Source organism: Microbispora sp. NPDC046973 (assembly GCF_040644495.1).
GTDB lineage: Bacteria > Actinomycetota > Actinomycetes > Streptosporangiales > Streptosporangiaceae > Microbispora.
In genome coordinates, this window is the sequence record NZ_JBEYWQ010000023.1 from 64,563 (window position 1) to 87,532 (window position 22,970).

General features: G+C 73.1%; 21 protein-coding genes. 13 read left to right on the forward strand and 8 right to left on the reverse strand.

What is annotated here, in order from left to right; all coding sequences use genetic code 11:
• Positions 1-15: 15 nt before the first annotated feature.
• Genes ABZ860_RS32315 through ABZ860_RS32325 form a run of 3 tightly spaced genes read right to left on the reverse strand, consistent with a single transcriptional unit; the run spans position 16 to position 2,304 of the window.
• On the reverse strand, positions 16-498 hold the full coding sequence (locus tag ABZ860_RS32315) for a hypothetical protein (protein ID WP_357227369.1): 483 nt from the start codon (positions 496-498) through the stop codon (positions 16-18).
• Positions 499-525: 27 nt separating this feature from the next.
• Positions 526-1,086 carry a sigma-70 family RNA polymerase sigma factor gene (locus ABZ860_RS32320; protein ID WP_357227372.1) on the reverse strand — a complete coding sequence of 187 codons (561 nt, stop codon included), beginning with the start codon at positions 1,084-1,086 and terminating at the stop codon, positions 526-528.
• A 6-nt stretch (positions 1,087-1,092) separates the two neighbouring features.
• The gene (locus tag ABZ860_RS32325; protein WP_357227374.1) at positions 1,093-2,304 is read right to left on the reverse strand and encodes a S8/S53 family peptidase; all 1,212 of its coding nucleotides are present in this window, start codon (positions 2,302-2,304) and stop codon (positions 1,093-1,095) included.
• A gap of 76 nt (positions 2,305-2,380) precedes the next feature.
• Here ABZ860_RS32325 and ABZ860_RS32330 point away from each other — a divergent pair, with 76 nt between their 5' ends.
• Complete coding sequence (locus ABZ860_RS32330) at positions 2,381-5,119, forward strand: CHAT domain-containing protein (protein ID WP_357227377.1); 2,739 nt, start codon at positions 2,381-2,383, stop codon at positions 5,117-5,119.
• Positions 5,120-5,202: 83 nt separating this feature from the next.
• Positions 5,203-5,829 carry a TetR/AcrR family transcriptional regulator gene (locus ABZ860_RS32335; RefSeq protein WP_357227380.1) on the forward strand — a complete coding sequence of 209 codons (627 nt, stop codon included), beginning with the start codon at positions 5,203-5,205 and terminating at the stop codon, positions 5,827-5,829.
• Here the strand turns inward: ABZ860_RS32335 and arfB are convergent.
• Positions 5,801-6,223, reverse strand: coding sequence for an alternative ribosome rescue aminoacyl-tRNA hydrolase ArfB (gene arfB, locus ABZ860_RS32340; RefSeq protein ID WP_357227383.1), 423 nt, complete (start codon positions 6,221-6,223; stop codon positions 5,801-5,803). The two genes, ABZ860_RS32335 and arfB, sit on opposite strands and share 29 nt — an antisense overlap.
• 176 nt (positions 6,224-6,399) lie before the next feature.
• Here arfB and ABZ860_RS32345 point away from each other — a divergent pair, with 176 nt between their 5' ends.
• Complete coding sequence (locus ABZ860_RS32345) at positions 6,400-7,233, forward strand: hypothetical protein (protein WP_357227386.1); 834 nt, start codon at positions 6,400-6,402, stop codon at positions 7,231-7,233.
• Between the two features lie 30 nt (positions 7,234-7,263).
• Entirely contained in the window at positions 7,264-7,842 is a 579-nt protein-coding gene (locus ABZ860_RS32350) for an HAD-IA family hydrolase (RefSeq protein ID WP_357227389.1), read from the forward strand.
• A 64-nt stretch (positions 7,843-7,906) separates the two neighbouring features.
• Here ABZ860_RS32350 and ABZ860_RS32355 read toward each other — a convergent pair whose 3' ends face one another.
• Positions 7,907-8,779, reverse strand: coding sequence for an aldo/keto reductase family oxidoreductase (locus ABZ860_RS32355; protein ID WP_357227516.1), 873 nt, complete (start codon positions 8,777-8,779; stop codon positions 7,907-7,909).
• Positions 8,780-8,907: 128 nt separating this feature from the next.
• Here ABZ860_RS32355 and ABZ860_RS32360 point away from each other — a divergent pair, with 128 nt between their 5' ends.
• Positions 8,908-9,354: a helix-turn-helix domain-containing protein gene (locus ABZ860_RS32360; RefSeq protein ID WP_357227392.1), complete on the forward strand. Its 447-nt coding sequence runs from the start codon at positions 8,908-8,910 to the stop codon at positions 9,352-9,354.
• A 7-nt stretch (positions 9,355-9,361) separates the two neighbouring features.
• Here the strand turns inward: ABZ860_RS32360 and ABZ860_RS32365 are convergent, their stop codons facing one another.
• Positions 9,362-9,943: a helix-turn-helix domain-containing protein gene (locus ABZ860_RS32365; RefSeq protein ID WP_357227395.1), complete on the reverse strand. Its 582-nt coding sequence runs from the start codon at positions 9,941-9,943 to the stop codon at positions 9,362-9,364.
• 82 nt (positions 9,944-10,025) lie between these two features.
• Here ABZ860_RS32365 and ABZ860_RS32370 point away from each other — a divergent pair, with 82 nt between their 5' ends.
• Positions 10,026-10,979 (forward strand): zinc-binding dehydrogenase, encoded by a 954-nt coding sequence (locus ABZ860_RS32370; protein WP_357227398.1) that lies wholly within the window; start codon positions 10,026-10,028, stop codon positions 10,977-10,979.
• Positions 10,980-11,008: 29 nt separating this feature from the next.
• On the opposite strand, the gene ABZ860_RS32375 is transcribed toward ABZ860_RS32370, so the two are convergent.
• Positions 11,009-12,460: an MFS transporter gene (locus ABZ860_RS32375; RefSeq protein ID WP_357227401.1), complete on the reverse strand. Its 1,452-nt coding sequence runs from the start codon at positions 12,458-12,460 to the stop codon at positions 11,009-11,011.
• Positions 12,461-12,614: 154 nt separating this feature from the next.
• On the opposite strand from ABZ860_RS32375, the gene lon reads away from it, so the two are divergent.
• The 7 genes from lon (at position 12,615) to ABZ860_RS32410 (ending at position 21,989) form a co-directional block, all read left to right on the forward strand.
• The gene (gene lon, locus ABZ860_RS32380; RefSeq protein WP_357227403.1) at positions 12,615-14,975 is read left to right on the forward strand and encodes an endopeptidase La; all 2,361 of its coding nucleotides are present in this window, start codon (positions 12,615-12,617) and stop codon (positions 14,973-14,975) included.
• A gap of 325 nt (positions 14,976-15,300) precedes the next feature.
• Positions 15,301-16,245, forward strand: a complete 945-nt coding sequence (locus ABZ860_RS32385) for an ATP-binding cassette domain-containing protein (protein ID WP_357227406.1) — start codon at positions 15,301-15,303, stop codon at positions 16,243-16,245.
• The gene (locus ABZ860_RS32390; protein WP_357227408.1) at positions 16,242-16,898 is read left to right on the forward strand and encodes a methionine ABC transporter permease; all 657 of its coding nucleotides are present in this window, start codon (positions 16,242-16,244) and stop codon (positions 16,896-16,898) included. The genes ABZ860_RS32385 and ABZ860_RS32390 overlap by 4 nt, the downstream gene beginning before the upstream one ends.
• Before the next feature lie 22 nt (positions 16,899-16,920).
• On the forward strand, positions 16,921-17,754 hold the full coding sequence (locus ABZ860_RS32395) for a MetQ/NlpA family ABC transporter substrate-binding protein (protein ID WP_357227411.1): 834 nt from the start codon (positions 16,921-16,923) through the stop codon (positions 17,752-17,754).
• Positions 17,755-17,821: 67 nt separating this feature from the next.
• The gene (locus ABZ860_RS32400) at positions 17,822-18,961 is read left to right on the forward strand and encodes a Fic family protein (RefSeq protein WP_357227414.1); all 1,140 of its coding nucleotides are present in this window, start codon (positions 17,822-17,824) and stop codon (positions 18,959-18,961) included.
• Between the two features lie 59 nt (positions 18,962-19,020).
• Positions 19,021-20,556 carry an acyl-CoA synthetase gene (locus ABZ860_RS32405; RefSeq protein ID WP_357227416.1) on the forward strand — a complete coding sequence of 512 codons (1,536 nt, stop codon included), beginning with the start codon at positions 19,021-19,023 and terminating at the stop codon, positions 20,554-20,556.
• 134 nt (positions 20,557-20,690) lie between these two features.
• Positions 20,691-21,989 carry a trypsin-like peptidase domain-containing protein gene (locus ABZ860_RS32410; protein WP_357227419.1) on the forward strand — a complete coding sequence of 433 codons (1,299 nt, stop codon included), beginning with the start codon at positions 20,691-20,693 and terminating at the stop codon, positions 21,987-21,989.
• 88 nt (positions 21,990-22,077) lie between these two features.
• On the opposite strand, the gene ABZ860_RS32415 is transcribed toward ABZ860_RS32410, so the two are convergent.
• Positions 22,078-22,965: a MurR/RpiR family transcriptional regulator gene (locus tag ABZ860_RS32415; protein WP_357227422.1), complete on the reverse strand. Its 888-nt coding sequence runs from the start codon at positions 22,963-22,965 to the stop codon at positions 22,078-22,080.
• Between the last annotated feature and the right edge of the window lie 5 nt (positions 22,966-22,970).

The window sequence follows — 22,970 nt, forward strand, 5'->3', positions numbered from 1 at the left end:
GCGGGCGGCGGTCGCCTACGGCCGGGGCTCGATCCAGCCGGTGATGACGGTGGCCCCGGCGTTCGTGCGGACGTGCAGCCGGAAGCGCCGGGCCGGGACCGGCTCGATCACGAACCAGCCGACCTCGTCGACCGGGACCTCCCGGACGGGGCCGTCGTCGTCCCGCACGAGGACCGCGCCGGGTTGTGCGGGCACGAGCTGCCCGCGCACCGCGTCGGGATGGATCTCGGCCTCGATGGACAGCTCGCCGGCGGCGAAGCTCAGCACGCGCGGCCCCGAACCGTCCGGCCGCGGCTCGTCGCGCAGGCCCGCCGGCTCCCGCGCCGGGAGCAGGGAGTCGAGCCGCAGCTCGGCCAGCTCGGCGTCGGCGGTCCGCCAGGCGAAGGCCGCCTTCCCGGCGCGCACGAAGGACTCGGGCACCCGGGCCTCGCGCACCGCGTGCCCCAGCTCATCGAGCAGCCGGTCGTCGTCGTCCCACCAGCTCGGTACGTCCGTCACGCCGTCGCTCCCGTCCGCGTCGACCGCCTATGCCAGCTCGAGAGCGGCCAGTGCCCGGCTTCTGCGCAGCCTATCCAGGCAGCGCCCGCGGGTGGGGCCGATCGCCCCCACCGGGACGCCGAGCGCCGCGCTGATCTCGTTGTAGGAGGCCGGCGGCTCGGCGAACAGCATGCCCAGCAGCTCCCGGCACCGGGCCGGCAGCTCGGCGAAGGCCGTGCGCAGGGCGTGCCGCCGCTCCGCCACCAGTATCTCGCCGTCCACGCCGTCCTCCTCCTCGCGGGCGCCCGGCTCGGGGGCGTCCACCGGAACCTGCCGCTTACGGGCGCGCAGCAGCTGCAGGCACTGTCGCTGGGTGGTGCGGACGAGCCAGCCGGGAAGGGCGGCCGGCTCGTGCAGCGTGCCGAGGCGCTCCACCAGCCGCAGCCAGACGCCGCCGGCGACGTCGTCCGCGTCGCTGCCGGTCACGCCGTACCGGCCGCACACCCCCCAGACCAGCGGCGCGTACCGCTCGACGATGGTGTCCCACGCCGCGGCGTCGCCCTCGCGCGCCCGGAGCACGAGGTCGACGACGACCGGATCGTCGCGCATGACCCGTCAGCCCTCAAGCGGGTAGGGCCGGACCTCGGCGGCCTCGGCAAGGAGCTTGTCCAGCGCCTGCCGGGGCGTCACCGAGCCCGGGACCGTGCGGGCGGCGACCGCGCCGCTGACGAGGGCGGCCGAGAAGGAGGTGCCGCTCCACCGGGCGTGGCCCTGGAAGGTCTGGCGGCGGCCGTCGATGTCGACCTCTCCTGTGAGGTACGCGCCCACGACCCCCTTCCCGGGCGCCAGGCACGCCACCCACGGGAGGTCAGGGCTCCAGCCGGGCATGACCGGGTGCCCGTCCACCGTGCCGTACGCGCCGACCGCGACGACGGGCGGGACGGCGGCCGGCCAGCAGGCCGAGCGCCGGCTGCGCCCGGAGCTGAGGTGGGCGAGCGCGCCGTGGTTGCCCGCGGCGGCCACGACCAGCACCCGCGGGGCGAGCCGCTCGATCGCGCGGGCGATGACCAGCGGCGGCCCCCCGGACAGCGTGAAGCAGCCGAGGGACAGGTTGAGGACGTCCGGCTGGAAGGCGGCCGCCAGCCGCAGCATGGCCCGGGCCGTGTCCCAGGAGTCGGCCCGGCCCGTGCCGGGGTCGAGGACCCCCTCGACGGAGAGCTCCGCGGCCGGCGCCTCCCGCCGGATGAGGCTGCGCACGAACGCGGAATGCCCCGAGCGGTACGGAAGCGGGTGCTCCGCCGTGCCCGGTTCCGCGGACGCGAGCGGGGTGTCGACGACGCCGACCCGCACGCCGCGCCCGGCGTCCTCGTGCCCGGCCAGCGGCTGTGGAAGGTCGGCCGGGCCGACGGGCTCCGGCTGCCCGCCGTCCATCGGCTTGTGCCCCAGCACGTCGAACTCGCCCAGGGACATGGGCTTGTGGCCGCTCGCCAGGACCGCGCCGTCCGGCAGGGACATGGGTTTGTGGCCGTCCCCGATGACCGCGTCCACGACCCGGTTCTTGCCGATCGTCGGCACCCAGCCGCCGCGGTCGGCGGCCGCCTTCTCCCGCAGCAGGGCGAGGAGCTCGCCGACCTCGACGGGATCGTCGTCGGCGTCCTTGAGGTCGCGCAGGCGGGCCAGTCCGAGGAGCTCGTCCCGGTCGTCGGGGGCGAGGGCGGCGTGCACGACGCCGAAGTCGCTCAGCATGCGCTCGACGACCTCCAGGTGCAGGAGGTCGACGATGAGTTGGTCCGGTTGGTGCGATGTGGTGCCCGCGTCGACTGGCATCTGGATAATGTCCTTCCCGGGGTCGTGACTTGTCCGGAACGCGAACTTCCTCAGACGGAACCACGAGGGCCTGGCCGTGATACATCCAACGCAGGAAACGCCGCCGGGCGCAAGGGCCGATGGGAACGCTCCAGCACGCGCCCCCGCCGTTCCCGCCGACCGCGACGGCGGGCCGCCGGAGTCCGCGGATGAACCGCTGGCCGAGGCCGAGGCGGCGCTGGCCGCGGTCGACCGCGACCCCGTCTCGGGCCTCCCGGCGGCCGAGAGGGCCGCCCGGCGCGCGGCGCGCGCGGGCCACGCCGTGGCGGCGTCCACGGCCGAACGCGCCTGGGGGCACGCGCTCCTGCACGTGGGCGAGCTCGACAACGCCGTCAGGCACCTGAGCCGCGCCGCCGCCTGGGGCATGCGGGCCGGCCGCGCCGACCTGGCCGCCGAGGCGCGGTACAAGCTCGCCTTCGCGGTCCTGCAACGGGGCAGGCCGCAGGCCGCGCTGCGCGAGATCGACGCCGCCCTGCCGGATCTGACCGGTATGGCGGCCGCCCGCGCCCGCGCGCAGCGCGGGATCGTGCTGCACGTGATCGGCCGCCTCGACGAGTCGCTCGCCGAGTTCGAGGCGGCGCTGCAGGTGCTGCGCCGGCACGCCGACCTGCTCGGTGTGCAGCGGATGCTGATCAACCGGGCCCTCGTCCACTCCGACCGCCACGCCTTCGCCGCGGCCGAACGCGACCTGCTGGAGGCGGAGACGCTGGCGCGCGAGCTCGGCCGCCCGCTGACGATCGGCCTGATCGCCAACAACCTCGGTCTCATGGAGACGCTGCGGGGCGACGTACCGGCCGCGCTGCGCCACCTCGACCGGGCCGAGCGCATCATCGGCGCGCACGGCGCTCAGCTGGGCACGCTGCACCAGGACCGGGCCGAACTGCTGCTGTCGGCGGGGCTCACGGCCGAGGCGAAGGCGGCCGCCGCCCGCGCGGTGGACGCCTACCGCCGCGAGCGCCGCTCGCTCAAGGTGCCCGAGGTGCAGGTGCTGCTCGCGCAGGCCGAGATCCTGTCCGGAGATCCGGAAGCCGCGCTCGGCCACGCCCGTGTGGCGCTGCGCCGCTTCCGTGCCCAGGGGCGGCGGGAATGGACGGAGCTGGCACGGCTGTCCGTCCTGTCCGCCCAGCGCGCCGCCGGCCGCCGGCCGCGCCTCCCGGCGGCGGTCATCGACGTCATGGTCGCGACCCTGGACGCGGCGGGATGGCCCGCGGCGGCGCTGGACGCCGCGATCGTGGCCGCCCAGGTGACCGCCGAGCGGCGCTCCCGGACGGGGGACGTGGCCGCCGGCTACCTGAGCCGGGCCGCGTCGGCCTCCCGGTCCCGGGGGCCGGCGCTCGTCCGGGCGCGCGGCTGGTATGCGCGGGCGCTGCAACGGCGGGCCGAGGGGGACGCGCGCGGCGTGCTCGCCGCCGTACGGACGGGCCTGCGGGTCCTGGACGAGCACGCCTCGGCGATGGGGGCCACCGACCTGCGGGTGCACGCGGCGGCGCACCGGGCCGACCTGGTGGCGCTGGGACTGGAGGTGGCCTTCGAGGCCGGTCGCCCCGACGGCCTCCTCGAGTGGTCGGAGCGCGCCCGGGCCAGCCGTCTGCGGGCCGCGCCGGTCCGTCCGCCCGACGACCCGGTGCTGACCGCACTGCTGGCCCGGCTGCGCTCCGTGACGAGGGACCTGGCCGGTCAGGCGGCGGCGCCCGCCCCGCTGCTCGCCCGGCAGGCGGACCTGGAACGGCGCATCCGCGACCGCAGCCGTCAGCTCGCCGGCACTCCCGGCCACGCGTCCGCCGCCCCGGTCACGCCCCGGGACCTCGCCGCCTCGCTCGGCTCGTGGGCGCTGGTCGAGTACGTCCGCCGGGGTGCCGACCTGCACGTGCTCACCCTGGTGGACGGCCGCGTGGGCGTCCGGCGCCTCGGGGCGACGGCCGAGGCGGCCGACCTGATCGAGCGGCTGACGTTCGCCGTGCGGCGCGACGCGCGGCCGGGCGCCCGGCCCGAGATGCTGGCCGCGTCCGCCGCGCTGCTGGACGCCGCGGCCGCCCGGCTCGACGCCCTGCTGCTCGGGCCACTGGCGGAGATCGGCGACCGCCCGCTCGTCGTGGTGCCCACCGGACCGCTGCACAGCCTGCCCTGGTCCCTCCTGCCGTCCTGCGCCGGACGGCCCGTGACCGTCGCGCCGTCCGCGACGCTGTGGCACCTCGCCCGGACCCGCCTCGCGTCGGCGGACGGGGGACGGGTGGTCGCGGTGGCGGGCCCGCGGCTGCCGGCCGCGGGGCCCGAGGCGGCGGCGGTCGGCGCGATTCACGACGGCACCGTGCTCGCGGGAGCCGCGGCGTCGGTCGAGGCGGTCTCGGCCGCCCTGTCGCGGGCCGGGCTCGCGCATCTCGCCGCGCACGGCCACCTGTCGGCGGAGAACCCGCTGTTCTCGGGCATCGCCCTCGCCGACGGGCCGCTGATGGCCTACGACGTGGAACGGCTGCCGCGGGTGCCGCGCACGCTGGTGCTCGCGGCCTGCGACAGCGGCCGTTCCGTGGTGCGCACCGGCGACGAGCTGATGGGCCTCGCCGTGGCGTTCCTCGCCCGCGGCACGTGCCAGCTCGTCGCCTCGGTGCTGCCGATCCCCGACGCGGCGACGACCCCTGTCATGGTGGCCTTCCACGAACGGCTGGCCGCCGGGCGCCCGCCCGCCGCCGCCCTCGCCGAGGCCCAGCGGGCCGTACGGGGCGACGACCCGCGGACGGCCGCCGCAGCGGCCGGCTTCGTGTGCATCGGCGCCGGCTGACGAGGCGGTGGTGGCCGCGCCGCCTCCTGGGGCGGCAGAATGGACCGGCAAGTCCAGACGACGGAGGCTGTACGGAGGCTGCGGTGCGAACGCTGACCACGAAGGGAGCCGCCACCCGGCAGCGGATCGTCGAGGGAGCCGCCGAGACGATCCGCGAGCGCGGGGTGATGGACACGACCCTCGACGACGTCCGCGCCCGGACGCGCACCAGCAAGAGCCAGCTGTTCCACTACTTCCCCGGCGGCAAGGAGGAGCTGCTGCTGGCCGTGGCCCGCTTCGAGGCCGACCGGGTGCTCGCCGACCAGCAGCCCCACCTCGGCGAGCTCACCTCGTGGGCGGCCTGGCGGGCCTGGCGCGACCGCGTGGTGGAGCGCTACCGCGAGCAGGGGCGGCAGTGCCCGCTCAACGTGGTGATGTCGCAGGTGGGCCACAGCACACCGGGCGCCCAGGCGGTGGTGACCGAGCTGATGCTCCGGTGGGAGGCGGAGATCGCGGCCGGCGTGCGGCACATGCAGGCCGCGGGCGAGATCGACCCGGGCATCGATCCCGGGCAGGCGGCGGCCGCGCTGCTCGCGGGCATCCAGGGCGGCGTGCTGCTCCACCTGTCCACCGGACGGCTCACCCATCTGGAGGCGGCGCTGGACATGGGCATCCGGCACCTGCGCGACAGCGCGCCGCGGGTCAGTCCTCCGTACGGCGCAGGCGCTTGAGGTCGGAGCGTTGTTTCTTCGCCGCCAGGCGGCGCTCGACCGCGCCCTTCGACGGCTTGGTGGGACGGCGCCGCTTGGGCGGCGGCGCGATGGCGTCGCGGAGGAGGGCGGCGAGTCGTTCCCGCGCCGCCTCCCGGTTGCGCAGCTGCGAACGATGCTCGGAGGCCGCCACCGTGATCACGCCGTCCACCAGGCGGGCGGCGAGCCGTTCGAGCGCGCGGGCCCGCAGGGCCGGGCCGACCGCGGTGGTGTGCGCGAGGTCGAAGCTCAGCTCGACCCGGCTGTCGGTGGTGTTGACGCCCTGGCCGCCCGGGCCGGAGGAGCGGGAGAAGCGCCAGGCGAGCTCCGCCTCGGGCACGACGACCGAGCCGCGCACGTGCAACGGGCCTGACATCGGTTCTCTCCCTTGGCGTACGGACGGGGACGACCAACTTATCGGGGTGAATATCACCGCCGCTCTCCATTTATCACCGTAAACGCGGCGGGTGGTTGTCGCGGTCCATCGCGTCGTGCACAGTGGCCCCCGGTATCCGCAGACCCCAGATGGGGGCGACAGGGATGGGCGGGAGCATGGCCTCGATCGTGGGCGTCCACGGCATCGGCAAGTATCACTACTACGAGGAGGCCGGCGGGTCGGCGGGCGGCGCCGCCGAGGTCATGCGGGCCAAGTGGAACGCCTACCTGCACCAGGGTCTGACCGGTCGGGCGGACGGCGCCGGCGACTACTTCGCCGAGATCGCCTACTACGCCCACCACCTGCACGGCGGGCCGCCGAAGCCGCCGCGGCAGATGGAGGTGCCGGCCAAGCTGGTCCTCGCCGACTGGGCGGTCCAGCTCGGCGGTCCGTTCCGCGACGCGGCGGGGGAGTCGCTCACCGGTCTCGCGCACCGGCTGGCCGAGTGGCTGCTGACCAGGATGGGCCCGCAGGCGGTGCGTTTCGCCCAGGACTTCTGCCCGGAGGTGGCCGCCTACCTGGGTGGCGCGGACCCGCGCGTGCGGGCCCGTGACGCGGTGGCCGACGTCGTGCGCAGGCGCCGTCCCCGGGCGGTGGTCGCCCACTCCCTCGGCAGCGTCGTGACGTACGAGGCGCTGTGGGCGCACCCGGACCTCTCGGTCGAGTTGCTGGTGACGCTGGGCAGCCCGCTCGGCATGCGCGACGTCGTCTTCGAACGGCTCGCCCCGGTCCCGGTGCGGGGGCGCGGGGCGCGGCCGCCGGGGGTGCGCCGCTGGATCAACATCGCCGACAAGGACGACATCGCCGCGATCCCGGCCATGCTCGCGCCGTGCTTCGACGGCGTCGAGAGGGACGTCTCCTGCGACATCGACTGGCTCGACTTCCACACCGTGCGCAACTACCTGCGCTGCGGAAGTGCCAACGGATACCTCAAGCCCTACGTGACCTGAGTTCCGAACACGGGCTATGATCGTACGACCATGAAGACTGTGCTTTTCGACTACGGCAACGTCGTGTCGCTTCCCCAGGCCCCCGAGGACGTCGCGCGCATGGCGGGAGGTGACCCCGGGTTCGAGGACCGCTACTGGGAGGTGCGGCTCGACTTCGACCGGGGCTCGCTCGACCCCGCCGCGTACTGGTCCCACGTGTACGGCAGGCCGGTGGACGGAGCCGAGCTGGACGCGATCGTCGCCCTCGACGCGGCGAGCTGGTCGCGGCCCAACGAGGAGACCGTGGCGATCATCGACGAGCTGGCCGGCGTCGGGGTGCCCATGGCGCTGCTGTCCAACATGCCGGTCTGCATCGCCGAGAGCATCGACACGCTGCCGTTCATGCGGCCGATCGGCCCGCGCTTCTACAGCGGCCGGATGGGCCTGGTGAAGCCGGAGCCGGAGATCTTCCATGAGACCGTGGCCTGGCTCGGGCTGGCCCCCGGCGACCTCGTCTTCGTGGACGACCGGCTGGAGAACGTCGCGGCGGCCGAGCAGGCGGGGCTCGCCGCCGTCCACTTCCGCGACGCCGCCGCCCTGCGCGAGGACCTCAAGGCGCTGCTGGTCTGAGCTGTGTCCTTGACGGTCCCCGGCAGGGCCGTCGGCATGAGCGTGGGGGACCCGCGGATGCCCGCTAGCGGCCGATCTTGTCCAGCTCGGCGAGATCCTCGTCGGAGAGCGAGAGCCCGGCGCCGGCGGCGTTCTCGCGCAGGTGCGCCACCGACGACGTGCCGGGAATCAGCAGGATGTTCGGCGACCGCCGCAGCAACCAGGCCAGGGCGACGGACATCGGCGTCGCATCCAACCGGGCGGCCACGGCCGACAGCGCCGAGGACTGCAGTGGGCTGAAGCCGCCGAGCGGGAAGAACGGCACGTAGGCGACGCCCTCTTCGGCGAGCTCGTCGATCAGCTCGTCGTCCTGGCGATAGGCGAGGTTGTACATGTTCTGCACGCACACGATCGGCGCGATCGCCTGTGCCTCCGCGACCTGTTCCGCCGTCGCGTTGCTCAGTCCGAGATGCCGGATCAGGCCCTGCCGCTGGAGTTCGACGAGCGTCTCGAACGGCTCGGCGATCGAGCCGGGCCGGGGTCCCTGGGCGTCGCCGAGCCGGAGGTTGACCAGGTCGAGCACCTCCAGGCCGAGGGTTTCCAGGTTCTCGTGGACGGCGCGGCGCAGATCCTCGGGCTGTCGGGCCGGGGGCCAGCCGCCGTGCTCGTCGCGGGTCGCGCCGACCTTGGTCGCGATGTGCAGCGATTGCGGGTATGGGTGCAGCGCTTCACGGATCAGCTGGTTGGTGACACGCGGTCCGTAGGCGCCGCTGGTGTCGATGTGCGTGATTCCGAGGTCGGCGACCTCGCGGAGGACCGCGAGTGCGCCGCCGTGGTCGGCGGGCGGGCCCATGACCCCGGGGCCGGCGAGCTGCATGGCGCCGTAGCCGAAACGGGTGACGGTCAGGTCGCCCAGAGTCCAGGTGCCGCCGGGAAGCGAAGGGGAGAGCGTGCTCATGCCTCTGTCTTTCATGGTGAGCTGGGTGGTGCCTAACGGCTTGCTGCATCAGTATTGGTGGGTAACTTCCTCACGGGAAGTACGCACTTCGGAGTGCGTAAGGCACCCACGGGTGAGAGGAGCGGTCGATGGCGACGATGACGGCGGCCCAGAAGAGGGCACAGGCCAAGGCGGAGTATGACGCTTTCCTGGCGGCGTGTCCCAGCCGCAAGCTGCTCGACCGGATCTCCGACAAATGGGTCACGCTGATCCTGTCCGCGCTGGGTGGCGCCGGCTCGCATCAGCTGGGCGCCGACTGCGCCGGCGAGCCCCGGTCGATGCGCTACTCGGAGCTGTCGCGCCTGCTGGCCGGCGTCAGTCAGAAGATGCTCACGCAGACGCTGCGCTCCCTGGAGCGTGACGGTCTGATCACCCGCACCGCGACGCCGACCGTGCCCGTCACGGTCTCCTACGAGCTGACCGACCTCGGTCTCTCCCTGCACCGATTGGTGCGCGACGTCAAGGCCTGGGCCGAGACGCACATGGACGACGTGCTCGCCAACCGCGCGTCGTACGACACCCGCACCTCCGGGTAGCTCGGTCTCAGCGGATGCCGAGGGCGTCGAACGCCGCGGCGACGTTCGGCCTGAGCGCGGCCGGGTCGGCGCCGGCGACCTCGCGGCCGGCGATGTAACAGGCCAGTGCGACGCGCGGGGCCAAGGCGGCCGTCTCGGCCGACGCGCCCTGCTCGCGCAGGATCTCGCTCAGCGACTCGGCCAGGCGCCGCTGTTTGCGGGCCGCGCGGTCGCCGAGCTCGGGGTTGCCGGCGATCAGCCGCTCGCGCTCGGCGTAGCGCCGCGGGTCGCGGGTCACCTGCTCGCAGACGGCCTCGGTGGTCGCCCGCAACAGGGACAGCGCTTCTGCGAGCGAGGGAGGCCGGTCCGGGCGCAGCTCTCTGTGGCGCCGTCCGATGTCGTCCAGCCAGTCCTGCTCGTTGGCGAAGACGACTTCCTGTTTGTCGCCGAAATAGCGGAAGAAGGTGGTGCGCCCGACCTCGGCCCGCTCGGCGATGTCGGCGACGGTCACCGCGGCGTACCCGCGCTCGGCGAACAGCGCGTAGGCGGCTTCGACGATCTCGTCACGGGCGCGCTGTTGTTTGCGCTCCCGAAGGCTGGGCCGGGACATAGCGGCAGTCTAGCGCTCGGGAGCATCGTCCCTTATGGTACTCAGTACCAAAGGGGACTTAGTTCCTAGGAAAGGCGGAGCCATGCGAGCCGTACAGATAACGGAGTTCGGCGGCCCGGAGGTGGTCGCGGTACGCGAGGTGCCGGAGCCCCGGCCGCACGACGGCCAGGTGCTCCTCGACGTGGCCCGCTGCGGGGTGAACTTCGCGGACACGCTGCTGCGCGAGAACGCCTACATCGCGTCGGTCGCGCTGCCACTGGTGCCCGGCGGCGAGGTCGTCGGCCGCACCGCCGACGGGCGGCGCCTGGCCGCGATCGTCGAGAGCGGCGGATACGCGGAGAAGGCCGCGATAACCGAGGACGCCGCCTTCCCGGTGCCGGACGGGGTCGACGACGTGGCGGCCGTCGCCCTGCTGGCGCAGGGGCTGACGGCCTGGTGGCTGGTCGGCCGGGTCGCCCGCGTGCAGCCCGGGGACAGCGTCGTCGTGCACGCGGCGGCGGGCGGCGTCGGCTCGCTGGCCGTGCAACTGGCGAGGGCGCGCGGCGCGGCCCGGGTGATCGCCACGGCGAGCACCCCGGAGAAGCGGGCGCTCGCGCTGTCCCTCGGCGCCGACGCCGCGGTCGACCCCGCGACCCGCGATCTCACGGCGGCGCTGTGCGAGGCGAACGGCGGGCGGCAGGTGGACGTCGTCCTCGAGATGACCGGCGGCCGTGTCACCGACCAGAGCCTCGCCGCGCTCGCGCCGTTCGGCAGGCTCGCCTACTACGGTATGGCCGGCAGGGTGGAGCCGGAGAAGGTGTCCCCCCGCGCGCTGCAGCGCCGCTCCCTCACCGTCAGCGGCTTCTGGCTGACGCACGCGTTCGCCCGGCCCGAGGTGCTCACCGAGGCGTACGCCGAGATGGCGGCACAGGTCGCCGACGGGCGACTGCGCGTCGTCCCCGGCGGCGACTACCCGATGTCGCAGGTCAGGCGGGCGCACGAGGACCTCGCCGGGCGCCGTACGACGGGCAAGCTGGTGCTCGACCCCAGCCGTTAGCCCTGCACGTGAACCGCGCCTCGGACGCCTCAGCTCACCGGGGGGCGGTGGCCGAGAGGCGGTGCGTCGACCGGGCAGCCGGGGGCGGGTGGTTTGGGCGCGGCCGCGAGGACGTTCGTCCTGATCGTGACGAACGTGATGACCGCCGCGACGGCCATCATGGCCGCGCCGACCAGGATCGAGGTGTGGAACCCCCGGGTGAACGCCGCAGGGGAGTCGTAGGCGTCGCCCGTCAGCCCCACCAGCGGCGGGACGGCGGCGACGGCCAGGAGGCCGCCCGACCTGGCCAGGGCGTTGTTGATCCCGCTCGCCACGCCCGCGTACCGCTCCTCCGCCGTGGCGAGCACGGTCGCGGTGAGCGGGGCGACGGCGGCGGACAGGCCGAGCCCGAACACGATCGCCGGGAGCAGCACGTCGAGATAGGACGAGCCCGGGGCGATGCGGCTCATCAGCAGCAGCCCGGCCGCGCACAGGAGGATCCCTCCCGTCATGGGAAGGCGTGGGCCCACCCGCCTCGCCAACTCGCCGGCCCGCGGCGACAGCAGCAGCATGAGGATCGTGACCGGGAGCATCGCCGACCCGGCGGCGACGGGAGAGAACCCGGCCGACACCTGGAGCTGGACGACCAGCAGGAAGAACACCAGGCCCATCGCCGCGTACATGACCAGCGTGACGACGTTGACCGCGGTGAACTCCCGCGAGGCGAAGACCCCCACGGGGACGAGGGACTGAGGGGAGCGCCGGATCTCCACCACCACGAAGCAGGCGGCCAGGACGAGCCCGGCGGTCAGCGGCACCAGCCCGTCGCCCGCCAGGATCAGGCCGTACGTCAGCCCGGCCAGCGCGGGTGCGGCGAGGACGGTCCCGAGCACGTCGAAGCGGCCGTGCGGTCCTGTGTCCCGGGTCTCGGGCACGTGCCGGGCGGCGACGCCGACCACGACGGCCGCGAGGGGCAGGTTGAGCAGGAACACCCACCGCCAGCCGGCCGCCTCCACGAGCCAGCCGCCGAGCAGCGGCCCGAGGGCGGCGGCGACGCCGCCCAGCCCCGACCAGGCGCCGACGGCGCGCGGCCGGTCGTCCGGCACGTAGCTCGCCTGGATGATCGCCAGGGACCCGGGGATCAGCAGGGCCGCGCCGACGCCCTGGAGCGCACGGGCGAGCACGAGCACGGGCGTGTTCGGCGCGGCCCCGCAGAGTGCGGAGGCCAGGGCGAACCAGACCACCCCGGCGACGAAGATCCGCCGCCTGCCGAGCCGGTCGCCCAGCGATCCGCCGAGCAGGATGAGCGCGGCCATCGTGAGCGTGTACGCGTTCACGGTCCACTGGAGGCCGGACATCCCGGCGTGCAGGTCGCGCCCGAGAGCGGGAAGCGCCACGTTGACCACGGTGCCGTCGAGCGTCGCCATACCCGACCCGAGGACCGTGGTCAGCAGCACCCACCGGCCTGGCACGGAGCGAAGCCGGATGTTTCCGGATGTCATGGACGCCATCATGCGTTACCCGGAGGAGTGAACGTGTCGCCGCGGCACAGCGGATTACACAATTACGATCGCTCACAGCGAACTGACGCAGAACAGGGAACAGGATCGGACTCCTGTTAGTTGAGCCGACATAACTCAACCTAGTGGAGTGCTGATGTCCCAGATCCTTCCCGTCCTCCCGCTCGACGACGAGGTCGTCCTGCCCGGCATGGTCGTGCCCCTCGATCTGTCGGCCTCCGAGGTCCGCGCCGCCATCGACGCCGCCCGTGCCAGCGGCGAGAGCACGGTCCTGCTGGTGCCCCGCATAGACGGCCGCTACGGCCCGGTGGGGGTGAGCGCCGTCGTGGAACAGGTCGGCCGCCTGCCGGGCGGGGAGCCCGCGGCCGTGGTCCGCGGCGTCGACCGCATGCGCGTCGGCACCGGCACCACCGGCCCCGGCGCGGCGCTGTGGGTCGAGGCGACCGTGCTTGAGCCGGTCGCGACCGGGTCGAGGGCCGAGGAGCTCGCCAAGGAGTACAAGGCCCTCACCACCACGATCCTGCAGAAGCGGGGCGCGTGGCAGGTGGTCGACGCGGTCAACCAGATCAAGGACCCCGCCGTCCTCGCCGACAGCGCGGGGTACGCCCCCTGGCTGCAGACGCCGCAGAAGCTGCTGCTGCTGGAGACCCCCGACCCGGCCGAGCGGCTGGACAAGCTGGTCGGCTGGGCCCGCGACCACCTCGCCGAGCTGGACGTCGCGGAGACCATTCGCAAGGACGTCCAGGAGGGCATGGAGAAGCAGCAGCGCGAGTTCCTGCTCCGCCAGCAGCTCGCGGCCGTGCGCAAGGAGCTCGCCGAGCTCAACGGCGACCCCTCCGACGAGGAGGAGGACTACCGCGCCCGGATCGAGGCCGCCGACCTGCCGGAGAAGGTCAGGGAGGCCGCGCTCAAGGAGGTCGACAAGCTGGAGCGGGCCTCCGACCAGTCGCCCGAGAGCGGCTGGATCCGCACCTGGCTCGACACCGTCCTCGACATCCCGTGGAACGTCCACACGACCGACGAGTACGACATCGCCGGGGCCCGCGCCGTGCTCGACGCCGACCACACGGGCCTGGACGACGTGAAGGACCGCATCGTGGAATACCTCGCGGTCCGCAAGCGCAGGGCCGACCAGGGCCTCGGCGTGGTCGGCGGGCGGCGCAGCGGCGCCGTCCTCGCGCTGGCCGGCCCTCCCGGAGTCGGCAAGACCTCGCTGGGCGAGTCGGTCGCCCGCGCGATGGGCAGGAAGTTCGTCCGCGTCGCCCTCGGCGGCGTCCGCGACGAGGCGGAGATCCGCGGTCACCGGCGCACGTACGTGGGCGCGCTGCCCGGCCGCATCGTCCGGGCCATCCGCGAGGCGGGCTCGATGAACCCGGTCGTGCTGCTCGACGAGATCGACAAGGTCGGCGCCGACTACCGGGGCGACCCGACGGCGGCGCTGCTCGAGGTGCTCGACCCGGCGCAGAACCACACCTTCCGCGACCACTACCTGGAGGTCGAGCTCGACCTGAGCGACGTGCTGTTCCTCGCCACGGCCAACGTGCTGGAGCAGGTGCCGGGGCCGCTGCTCGACCGCATGGAGATCGTCACGCTCGACGGCTACACCGAGGACGAGAAGGTCGCCATCGCCCGCGACCACCTTTTCCCGCGCAACCTGGAGAAGGCCGGCCTCACCGCCGCCGACGTGACGGTGGAGGACGCGGCGCTGCGCCGCCTGGCGGGCGAGTACACCCGCGAGGCCGGCGTCCGCTCTCTCGAGCGCTCGATCGCCAGGATCCTGCGCAAGGTGACGGCGAAGGTCGCCCTCGGCGAGGCCGAGCTCCCGGCGACGGTCACGGCCGACGACCTGGTCTCCTACCTGGGCCGTCCGCGCCACGTGCCCGAGTCGTCCCTGCCGGAGGCCCGGCAGCGTACGGCGGTGCCGGGCGTGGCGACCGGCCTCGCGGTGACCGGCGCGGGCGGCGACGTCCTCTATGTCGAGGCGTCGCTGGCCGACCCGGAGACCGGGGCGACCGGTGTGACCCTGACCGGCCAGCTGGGCGACGTGATGAAGGAGTCGGCGCAGATCGCGCTGTCCTTCCTGCGGTCGCGGGGCGCCGAGCTGGAGCTGCCGGTCGGGTCGCTCAAGGACAGGTCGGTGCACATCCACGTGCCCGCGGGCGCGGTGCCGAAGGACGGCCCGTCGGCCGGTGTCACGATGACCACCGCCCTGGCCTCGCTGCTGTCGGGACGGCCCGTCCGCGCCGACGTCGCGATGACGGGCGAGGTGTCCCTCACCGGGCGGGTGCTGCCGATCGGCGGGGTGAAGCAGAAGCTGCTGGCCGCCCACCGGGCGGGCATCACCACGGTGCTCATCCCGGCGCGCAACGAGCCCGACCTGGACGACGTCCCGGCCGAGGTGCTGGCCGACCTCACCGTCCACGCGGTGAGCGACGTCCGCGAGGTCCTCGGCCTGGCCCTCACCCCGGCGACGGTCGCCAGGCAGGCGGTCGCCTGACCCACTCCGCACGGCCCGCGTCTCCGTCCCGGAGGCGCGGGCCTTTCCCTGTGAGCAAGCACACATTCCCGGTCTGGAATAAGGATTAGCTCACTCCTGTTTCAGCCGGTCGTGAGCGTACCGAACCTGGTGAACCCGCCCGAGCGAGGGTGTCGCGCGGCCTGAAGCCCGCGACCCCCACCCCTCCCACGAAGGCACTCACCGATGACGCTCTCCCCGCTGCCCGATCTGATCCTGCGACGGATCACGCACCTGCCCTTCCCGCCCGGCACGCGCTAGCGCGCGTGCATGAGGAATCGGCCGCCAACTTCTTCGGGGACAGCAAGTGATCACGGTTTCGGGCCTGCGCAAGGCCTACGGCGACGTCGTCGCGCTCGACGGCGTCGACCTCCACGTCGGCAAGGGCGAGGTCTTCGGCGTGCTCGGGCGCAGCGGCGCCGGCAAGAGCACCCTGCTGCGCTGCGTCAACCTGCTCGAGCGTCCCGACGAGGGCGTGGTGACCGTCGACGGGCGCGAGCTGACCGCCCTCGGCGCGGCCGACCTGCGCCGCGCCCGCCAGCGCATCGGCATGATCCATCAGCACTTCGCCCTGCTGTCGTCGCGCACGGTGGCGGGCAACGTGGCCTTCCCGCTGGAGGTCATGGGCGTCGGCCGGGCCGCCAGGGCCCGGCGCGTCGCGGAGATGCTCGACCTCGTGGGCCTGGCCGACCGCGCCGGGGCCTACCCCGCGCAGTTGTCCGGCGGCCAGAAGCAGCGGGTCGGCATCGCGCGGGCGCTCGCCGCCGAGCCGGCGGTGCTGCTGTCGGACGAGGCCACCTCAGCGCTCGACCCCGCCACGACCCAGTCGATCCTGGCCCTGCTGCGGCGGCTCAATCGGGAGCTGGGGCTGACCATCCTGCTCATCACCCATGAGATGGACGTCATCAAGGCCGTCTGCGACTCGGCGGCGATCATGAACGACGGGCGGATCGCCGAGGCGGGCCCCATCCCCGAGCTGCTCGCCACGCCCGGGTCGCGCCTGGCGGCCGAGCTGTTCCCGCTGCCGCCCGCCGAGCCCGGCACGGTCACGGTCACCCTGGCCGCGGACCAGGCCCTGCTGTCGCGTCTGGCGCGTACGCACGACGTGGACGTCGCCATCGCCGCAGGCGCGGTCGAACAGGTCGCGGGGGTCCCGGCGGGCCGGCTGCGGCTGCGGATCACCGGAGCCGGTGCGGCGGCCGCCCTCGCCGACCTGCGCGAGCGCGGCCTGCTGGTGGAGGAGGACGCATGACCTGGTCGGAGATGAGCCCCCTGCTGTGGGAGGCCACCGGGCAGACCGCCGTGATGGTGGGCTGGTCCACGCTGTTCACGGTGCTGTTCGGGCTGCCGCTCGGCGTCTGCCTCGCCGGGACGGACCGGGGCGGGCTGTTCCCCGCGCCCGCCGTGCGGCGCGTGCTCGGCCTGGTCGTGAACGTCGGGCGGTCGCTGCCCTTCATCGTCCTCATGATCGCGGTCATCCCGGTGACCCGCGTGCTCACCGGAACCACGATCGGGACCGCCGCCGCCGTGGTCCCGCTCACGATCGGCGCGGTGCCGTTCTTCGCCCGGCTGGTCGAGACGGCGCTGCGCGAGGTGGGCCGCGACGTCGTGCAGGCGGCCGAGGCGATGGGGGCGGGCCGCGTGACGATCGTGGCGCGCGTCCTGCTGCCCGAGGCGCTGCCCGGCCTGGTCGCCGGGCTGACCGTCACCGTGGTCACGCTCATCTCCTACTCCGCCATGGCGGGAGTGATCGGCGGCGGCGGTCTCGGCGACCTCGCCGTCCGCTACGGATACCAGCGGTTCGAGACCGCGCTCATGGTCGTCACCGTGGTCGTCCTGGTCGTCGTGGTTCAGCTCGCGCAGACCCTGGGCGACGCCGTCGCCCGTCGTCTTTCTCACCGTTAACCCACTTAAGGAGTCTCGTCCCATGCGTAGAACGCTCGGCCTCGTCATCGCCGCCGTGGTCGCGCTCGTGTTGTCCGCCTGCGGGTCCTCGTCGCCGGGCAGGGCGACCGCCTCCGGCACGGCGGCGGCGGACGCCCCGCTCAAGGTCGGCGTGAGCCCGGTGCCGCACGCGCAGATCCTGAAGTACGTGGCCGACAACCTGGCCGCCGCGAAGGGCCTCAAGCTGGAGATCGTGGAGTTCAGCGACTACGTGCAGCCCAACCTGCAGCTCCAGGACGGCCAGCTCGACGCCAACTACTTCCAGCACAAGCCGTACCTGGACGACTTCAACGCCTCGAAGGGCACGAAGCTGAGCTTCGTCGCCCCCGTGCACCTGGAGCCGCTCGGCCTGTACTCCAGGAAGGTCAAGGATCTCGCCTCGCTGCCGCAGGGCGGCACGGTCGCGGTGCCCAACGACGCCACCAACCTCGGCCGGGCGCTCAAGCTGCTCGCCGACAACGGCGTGGTCACGCTCAAGGACGGCGTGGGCACCGCCGCGACCGAGCGCGACGTGACCGGCAACCCGAAGAACCTGACCTTCCGCCCGCTGGAGGCCGCCCAGCTCCCACGCTCGCTCGACGACGTCGACGCCGCGGTGATCAACGGCAACTACGCGCTGGAGGCGAACCTCAACCCGTCCTCCGACGCGCTGGTGCTGGAGAAGGCCGAGGGCAACCCGTACGCCAACGGCCTGGTGGTCGCGCAGGGGCACGAGAGCGATCCCCGGGTGAAGACGCTGGCCGGACTGCTGACCGGCCCCGAGGTGAAGAAGTACATCGAGGACACGTTCAAGGGCTCGGTCATCCCGGCCTCCTGACGCGCACATACATGGACGAATCATCCAGTCGCTTGACCGGATGATTCGTCCATGCTGTCATGGCCCCATGTTGTACGGCACACCCAGGCTGGAGGCCGCGGACGAGAAGGTGCTCGCCGAGATCGAGGAGATGCGGCGCGACCTGAAATACCGGCTGGCCGAGGCCCACCGCTGGGACGGACTGCTGCGGCGGCAGTTGCAGGCGCGGGCGATCCAGGGGTCCAACTCCATCGAGGGCTACCACGCGAGCGTCGAGGACATCGAGTCGATCATGTCCGGCGAGGACCCCCTGGAGACCCCGGCGGCCGTGGCCCGGGAGATCGCCGGCTATCGGCAGGCGCTCACCTACATCGGCACCCTGTCGCGCGCGTGGGCCTTCCGCTACGACGTGGGCCTGCTGCACGCGCTCAACTTCATGATGATCGGCCACCACGTGGACAAGACGCCGGGCACGGTGCGCCCCGGCGGGATCTACGTGCGCAACTCCGCCACCGGCGAGGTGGTCTACGAGGGCCCGGACCACGATCAGGTCCCCGGCCTGCTGGCGGAGCTGGCCGAGTGGCTCAACGAGGGCGACCTCGACGCGCCCAGCTACGTGCGCGCCGCCATGGCGCACCTCAACCTCGTCAAGATCCACCCGTGGCGGGACGGCAACGGGCGCATGTCGCGGGCGCTGCAGACGCTCGTGCTCGGCCGCGACCAGATCACCACGCCGGAGTTCGCCTCGATCGAGGAGTGGCTGGGCGAGGGCCGCACCACCTACGACTACTATGACGTGCTCGGCGAGGTGGGACGCCGCCGGTGGAGCCCGCACGGGGACACCCTCTCGTGGGTGCGGTTCGTCCTGCGCTGCCACCACATGCAGGCGCAGCGGGTGGGACGCCGGCTCGCCGAGGCGGGCGAGGTGTGGATGCTGCTGGAGGAGCGGACCGGGGCGCAGGGCCTGCACCCGCGCACGGTCTCCGCGCTCTACCAGGTGTTCGTCTCCCGGCGGCTGCGGCGGGGCATGTACCAGGCCGACGAGGGCCTGAGCCAGGGCCAGGCCGCTCGCGACCTGCGAGAACTGGCGGCCACCGGGTGGCTCCAGCCGTACGGCGAGACGAAGGGCCGCTTCTACGCGCCGGGGCCGAAGATGACGGAGATCAAGGCCGCGTTCGCCGAGCGCGTCAGGCCGCTGCGCGACCCCTACCGGACGCTGGAGAGCTGAGCGGGCGCATCGGGAGTCCGCGCCTACCGCGCCGAAACCAAACCGAGTAGCGTTCGGTTATGCACCCTGGGGCGATCGCGGCGGTGACGCCGGACAAACCGGCGGTGATCATGGCGGGCTCCGGCCGCGTGATCACCTTTCGTGAGCTCGACGAGGAATCCAACCGGCTCGCCCACCTGCTGCGGGCCGCGGGCCTGCGGCCGGGCGACCACATCGCCTTCATGCTGGAGAACCATCCGCTCTTCCTCGTGATCGCGTGGGCCGCGCATCGCTCGGGCCTCTACTACACCGCGATCAGCTCCCGTCTCCAGGCCGACGAGCTTTCGTACATCGTGGACAACTGCGGGGCGCGGGTCTTCATCTCCTCGGCGAAGCTCGCCGGCGTCGCGAGCGCCGTCACCGAGGCCACGCCCGGGGTCGAGCTGCGGCTCATGGTCGACGGCGTCGCCCCCGGCTTCACGTCGTACGAGGAGGCCGTGGCCGGGCAGCCCGCGACGCCGCTCGACGACGAGTGCCAGGGCGCCGACATGCTCTACTCGTCGGGCACCACGGGACGTCCCAAGGGCGTGAAGCCGCCGCTCAGCCGGGCGCCGCTGGAGGCCCCCGGGGCCCTGGTGCGGCTCATCCAGCTCCTGTTCGCGCCCTCGGCCGACAGCGTGTACCTGTCGCCGGCGCCGCTCTACCACGCCGCTCCGCTGCGCTACAGCATGTCCTTCCAGCGCCTCGGCGCGACCGTGGTGGTGATGGAGAGGTTCGACCCCGAGGAGGCGCTGGCGCTCGTCGAGCGGCACCGCGTCACCCACGCGCAGTGGGTGCCCACGATGTTCGTCAAGATGCTCAAGCTGCCCGAGGAGGTGCGCGAGCGCTACGACCTGTCGTCGCTGCGCTGCGCCATCCACGCCGCCGCGCCCTGTCCCGTCGAGGTCAAGGAGCGGATGATGGAGTGGTGGGGGCCGATCATCCACGAGTACTACGCGGGCACCGAGGGCAACTGCTTCCTGTACGCGGGACCGGACGACTGGCTCGCCCACAAGGGCACGGTGGGCCGGCCGCTGCTCGGGGTCACCCACGTCTGCGACGAGGACGGTGGCGAGCTGCCGCCCGGTGAGCACGGCACGGTCTACTTCTCCGACGGCCCGAAGTTCGAGTATCACGGCGACCCAGGGAAGACCGCGTCGGTCCAGGACCCCAAGGGCCGCGGCTGGACCACGCTGGGGGACATCGGCTACCTGGACGAGGACGGGTTCCTCTACCTCACCGACCGGCGCTCGTACATGATCATCTCCGGCGGGGTGAACATCTACCCGCAGGAGGCCGAGAACGCGCTGGCGATGCATCCCAAGGTGGCCGACGTGGCCGTCTTCGGGGTGCCGGACCCCGAGATGGGCGAGCAGGTCAAGGCCGTCGTCCAGCCGGCGGACCCGGCCGGCGCCGGTCCCGCCCTGGAGGCCGAGCTGATCGCCTACTGCCGGGAACGGCTGGCCCACTACAAGTGCCCGAAGTCGGTCGACTTCCGTGACGAGCTGCCCCGCCATCCAACGGGCAAGCTGTACAAGCGCCTGCTCAGGGACGAGTACTGGCCGCGTACGAGCTGACATAAAGTACGCGTAGGGCGCTCGGGGATCCCCACCGCTGATCGCTTAGCGTGACCTTATCGCCGATGCGTCATCGTATTACGTGTACCGGCGGAGAGCCGGGATCACCGGCGAATCCATTGAGGGGGATGGCGATGAGCTCACATGAGCATGTTCCCGGCGACGAGAACACCCAGATACTCCCCGGTCACGGCTGGAGCCAGTTCGGAAGCACTCCGCCGCAGCACGGGCAGTACACCGGGGCGTACCAGTCGTACGGCGCCTACGGGAGCGGTCCTTATGACACGGCGCAGTTTCCGCCGCCTCCGGCGCGGAAGGGCACGCTGAGCGCACGCCAGAAGGCGGGCGCGGGCCTCGCTCTCGTGGCCGTGGCGCTGGGCGGCGGGGTCACCGGGGCCCTCGTCGCGAACAGCGTGAACGGCGGGCAGACGGTGATCGCGAGCCCGGTGGTCAAGGGGGTGTCCAACTCCTCGACCACCACGATCGCCGCGGTGGCCAAGGCGATCATGCCGTCGGTGGTGTCGATCGAGGTGAAGACCGCCACGGCCGGCGGCGAGGGGTCCGGTGTCATCCTGTCGGCCGACGGTCTGATCCTGACGAACAACCACGTGGTGAGCATCGGCGGCGGAAACGGCGGCACGGTCACCGTGAAGTTCAGCGACGGCAAGACCGCCAACGCCGTCATCAAGGGCACCGACCCCACCACGGACCTCGCGGTCATCCAGGCGCAGGGCGTGTCCGGCCTGACCCCCGCCTCCCTCGGCGACAGCGACAAGCTCCAGGTCGGCGACGGGGTCCTCGCGATCGGCAGCCCGCTCGGCCTGGAGGGGTCGGTCACCTCCGGCATCGTGAGCGCCCTCGACCGCACGCTGACCGAGGCCCCCGAAGAGCAGCAGCAGCCGCAGTTCCCCTGGGGGATGGAGCAGCAGCAGCCGCAGAGCCAGGGCAACACGATCGGCGGCATGATCCAGACCGACGCCGCGATCAACCCCGGCAACTCCGGCGGCGCGCTGGTGAACACCAGCGGGCAGGTCGTCGGGATCAACACGGCGATCGCCACCTCGGGCTCCAGCTCCGGCAACATCGGCGTCGGCTTCGCGATCCCCATCAACACCGCGAAGCTCGTCTCCGACCAGCTCATCAAGACCGGCAAGGCGACGCACGCCTTCCTCGGTGTGAGCGTGGCCGACGCGGTCGGCGGCGCGTCCGGCGCGGTGGTCAGCTCGATCACGGCCGGCAGCCCGGCGGAGAAGGCCGGCCTCAAGGAGGGCGACCTGATCACCAAGATCAACGACAAGGTGGTGGACAGCGCGGAGGCGCTGGTCGGCACCATCCGCAGCTCCCGCCCCGGCGACAAGGTGACCATCACCTTCACGCGCGACGGCAAGGAGAACACCATCACCACCGCGCTCGCGGAGCAGTCCGCGGGCTGACGGCCCACGATCGTCGCCGGCGGGCCTCTGGGGGGACGGCCCGCCGGCGATCGTCCTTTCTCCGGTGTCCTCTCTCCGGGAAGCGCGCCTACTTGCGCCGGCGGCCGCTGATCGCGCGGAAGGTGTCCTCCAGGGCCGTGAGGGTCTCGTCGTACGTGCGCCGGGCGGCCACCCCCACCGAGAGGCAGTCGACGACGGTGAGCTGAGCGATCCTGCTGCCCATCGCGCCGAACCGGAACGGGGTCTCGCGGGCCGCGGTCCTCAGCACGATGTCGGCGAGCTCGGTGATCGGCGAGGGGGCGAAGTTCGTGATCGCGATCGTGGTCGCCTGCCGATCGGCGGCGAGCCGCAGCGCGTCGAGGACGTCGACGGTGGTGCCGGTGTGCGAGATGCCGATCGCGACGTCGCTCCTGCCGAGCAGCGCGGCCGAGGTGAGCGCGCTGTGGAAGTCCTGCCAGGCGAAGGCCATCAGGCCGATCCTGTGCAGCTTCTGGTGGAGATCGGCCGCGACGAAGCCGCTCGCCCCGGCGCCGTAGAGATCCACACGGCGGGCCCCGGCGATCGCGGTGACCGCGCGCTCCAGGGCGGCGATGTCGAGGTGCTCGGCGGTCTCCGCGACCGCGCGGGAGTCGCTGTAGCCGATCTTGGCGACGATCTCCTCCAGCGGATCGTCGGCGCTGATGTCGCCGTCGAGCGGGCGGGCGCTCCCGGCACGCGACGCCTCCAGCGTCGCCTCCCGGGCGAGCGCGATCCGCAGCTCGGGGTAGCCGCGCAGCCCGATGGCCCGGCAGAAGCGGAGCACGGTGGCCTCCGAGGTGCCGCACTCGCGGGCGAGCGCCCCGATCGGCCGGTCCGCGACGCCCTGGGGGTCGGCCAGCACCGCGCGCGCGACCCGCTGCTCGGCGGGCCGCAGGGACCGGATCGCGCCGCGCAGCCGCACGAGAATCCCGTTCGAGTAGTCTCCGCCGGGGCTCACGCCAC

Bases quoted from the DNA above. Each gene is read 5' to 3' on its own strand.
- ABZ860_RS32320 (WP_357227372.1), bottom strand. From the start codon at position 1,086: ATGCGCGACGATCCGGTCGTCGTCGACCTCGTGCTCCGGGCGCGCGAG.
- ABZ860_RS32325 (WP_357227374.1), bottom strand. From the start codon at position 2,304: ATGCCAGTCGACGCGGGCACCACATCGCACCAACCGGACCAACTCATC.
- arfB (WP_357227383.1), bottom strand. From the start codon at position 6,223: ATGTCAGGCCCGTTGCACGTGCGCGGCTCGGTCGTCGTGCCCGAGGCG.
- ABZ860_RS32345 (WP_357227386.1), top strand. From the start codon at position 6,400: ATGGCCTCGATCGTGGGCGTCCACGGCATCGGCAAGTATCACTACTAC.
- ABZ860_RS32350 (WP_357227389.1), top strand. From the start codon at position 7,264: ATGAAGACTGTGCTTTTCGACTACGGCAACGTCGTGTCGCTTCCCCAG.
- ABZ860_RS32355 (WP_357227516.1), bottom strand. From the start codon at position 8,779: ATGAGCACGCTCTCCCCTTCGCTTCCCGGCGGCACCTGGACTCTGGGC.
- ABZ860_RS32360 (WP_357227392.1), top strand. From the start codon at position 8,908: ATGGCGACGATGACGGCGGCCCAGAAGAGGGCACAGGCCAAGGCGGAG.
- ABZ860_RS32365 (WP_357227395.1), bottom strand. From the start codon at position 9,943: ATGTCCCGGCCCAGCCTTCGGGAGCGCAAACAACAGCGCGCCCGTGAC.
- ABZ860_RS32370 (WP_357227398.1), top strand. From the start codon at position 10,026: ATGCGAGCCGTACAGATAACGGAGTTCGGCGGCCCGGAGGTGGTCGCG.
- ABZ860_RS32375 (WP_357227401.1), bottom strand. From the start codon at position 12,460: ATGACATCCGGAAACATCCGGCTTCGCTCCGTGCCAGGCCGGTGGGTG.
- lon (WP_357227403.1), top strand. From the start codon at position 12,615: ATGTCCCAGATCCTTCCCGTCCTCCCGCTCGACGACGAGGTCGTCCTG.
- ABZ860_RS32390 (WP_357227408.1), top strand. From the start codon at position 16,242: ATGACCTGGTCGGAGATGAGCCCCCTGCTGTGGGAGGCCACCGGGCAG.
- ABZ860_RS32395 (WP_357227411.1), top strand. From the start codon at position 16,921: ATGCGTAGAACGCTCGGCCTCGTCATCGCCGCCGTGGTCGCGCTCGTG.
- ABZ860_RS32400 (WP_357227414.1), top strand. From the start codon at position 17,822: ATGTTGTACGGCACACCCAGGCTGGAGGCCGCGGACGAGAAGGTGCTC.
- ABZ860_RS32405 (WP_357227416.1), top strand. From the start codon at position 19,021: ATGCACCCTGGGGCGATCGCGGCGGTGACGCCGGACAAACCGGCGGTG.
- ABZ860_RS32410 (WP_357227419.1), top strand. From the start codon at position 20,691: ATGAGCTCACATGAGCATGTTCCCGGCGACGAGAACACCCAGATACTC.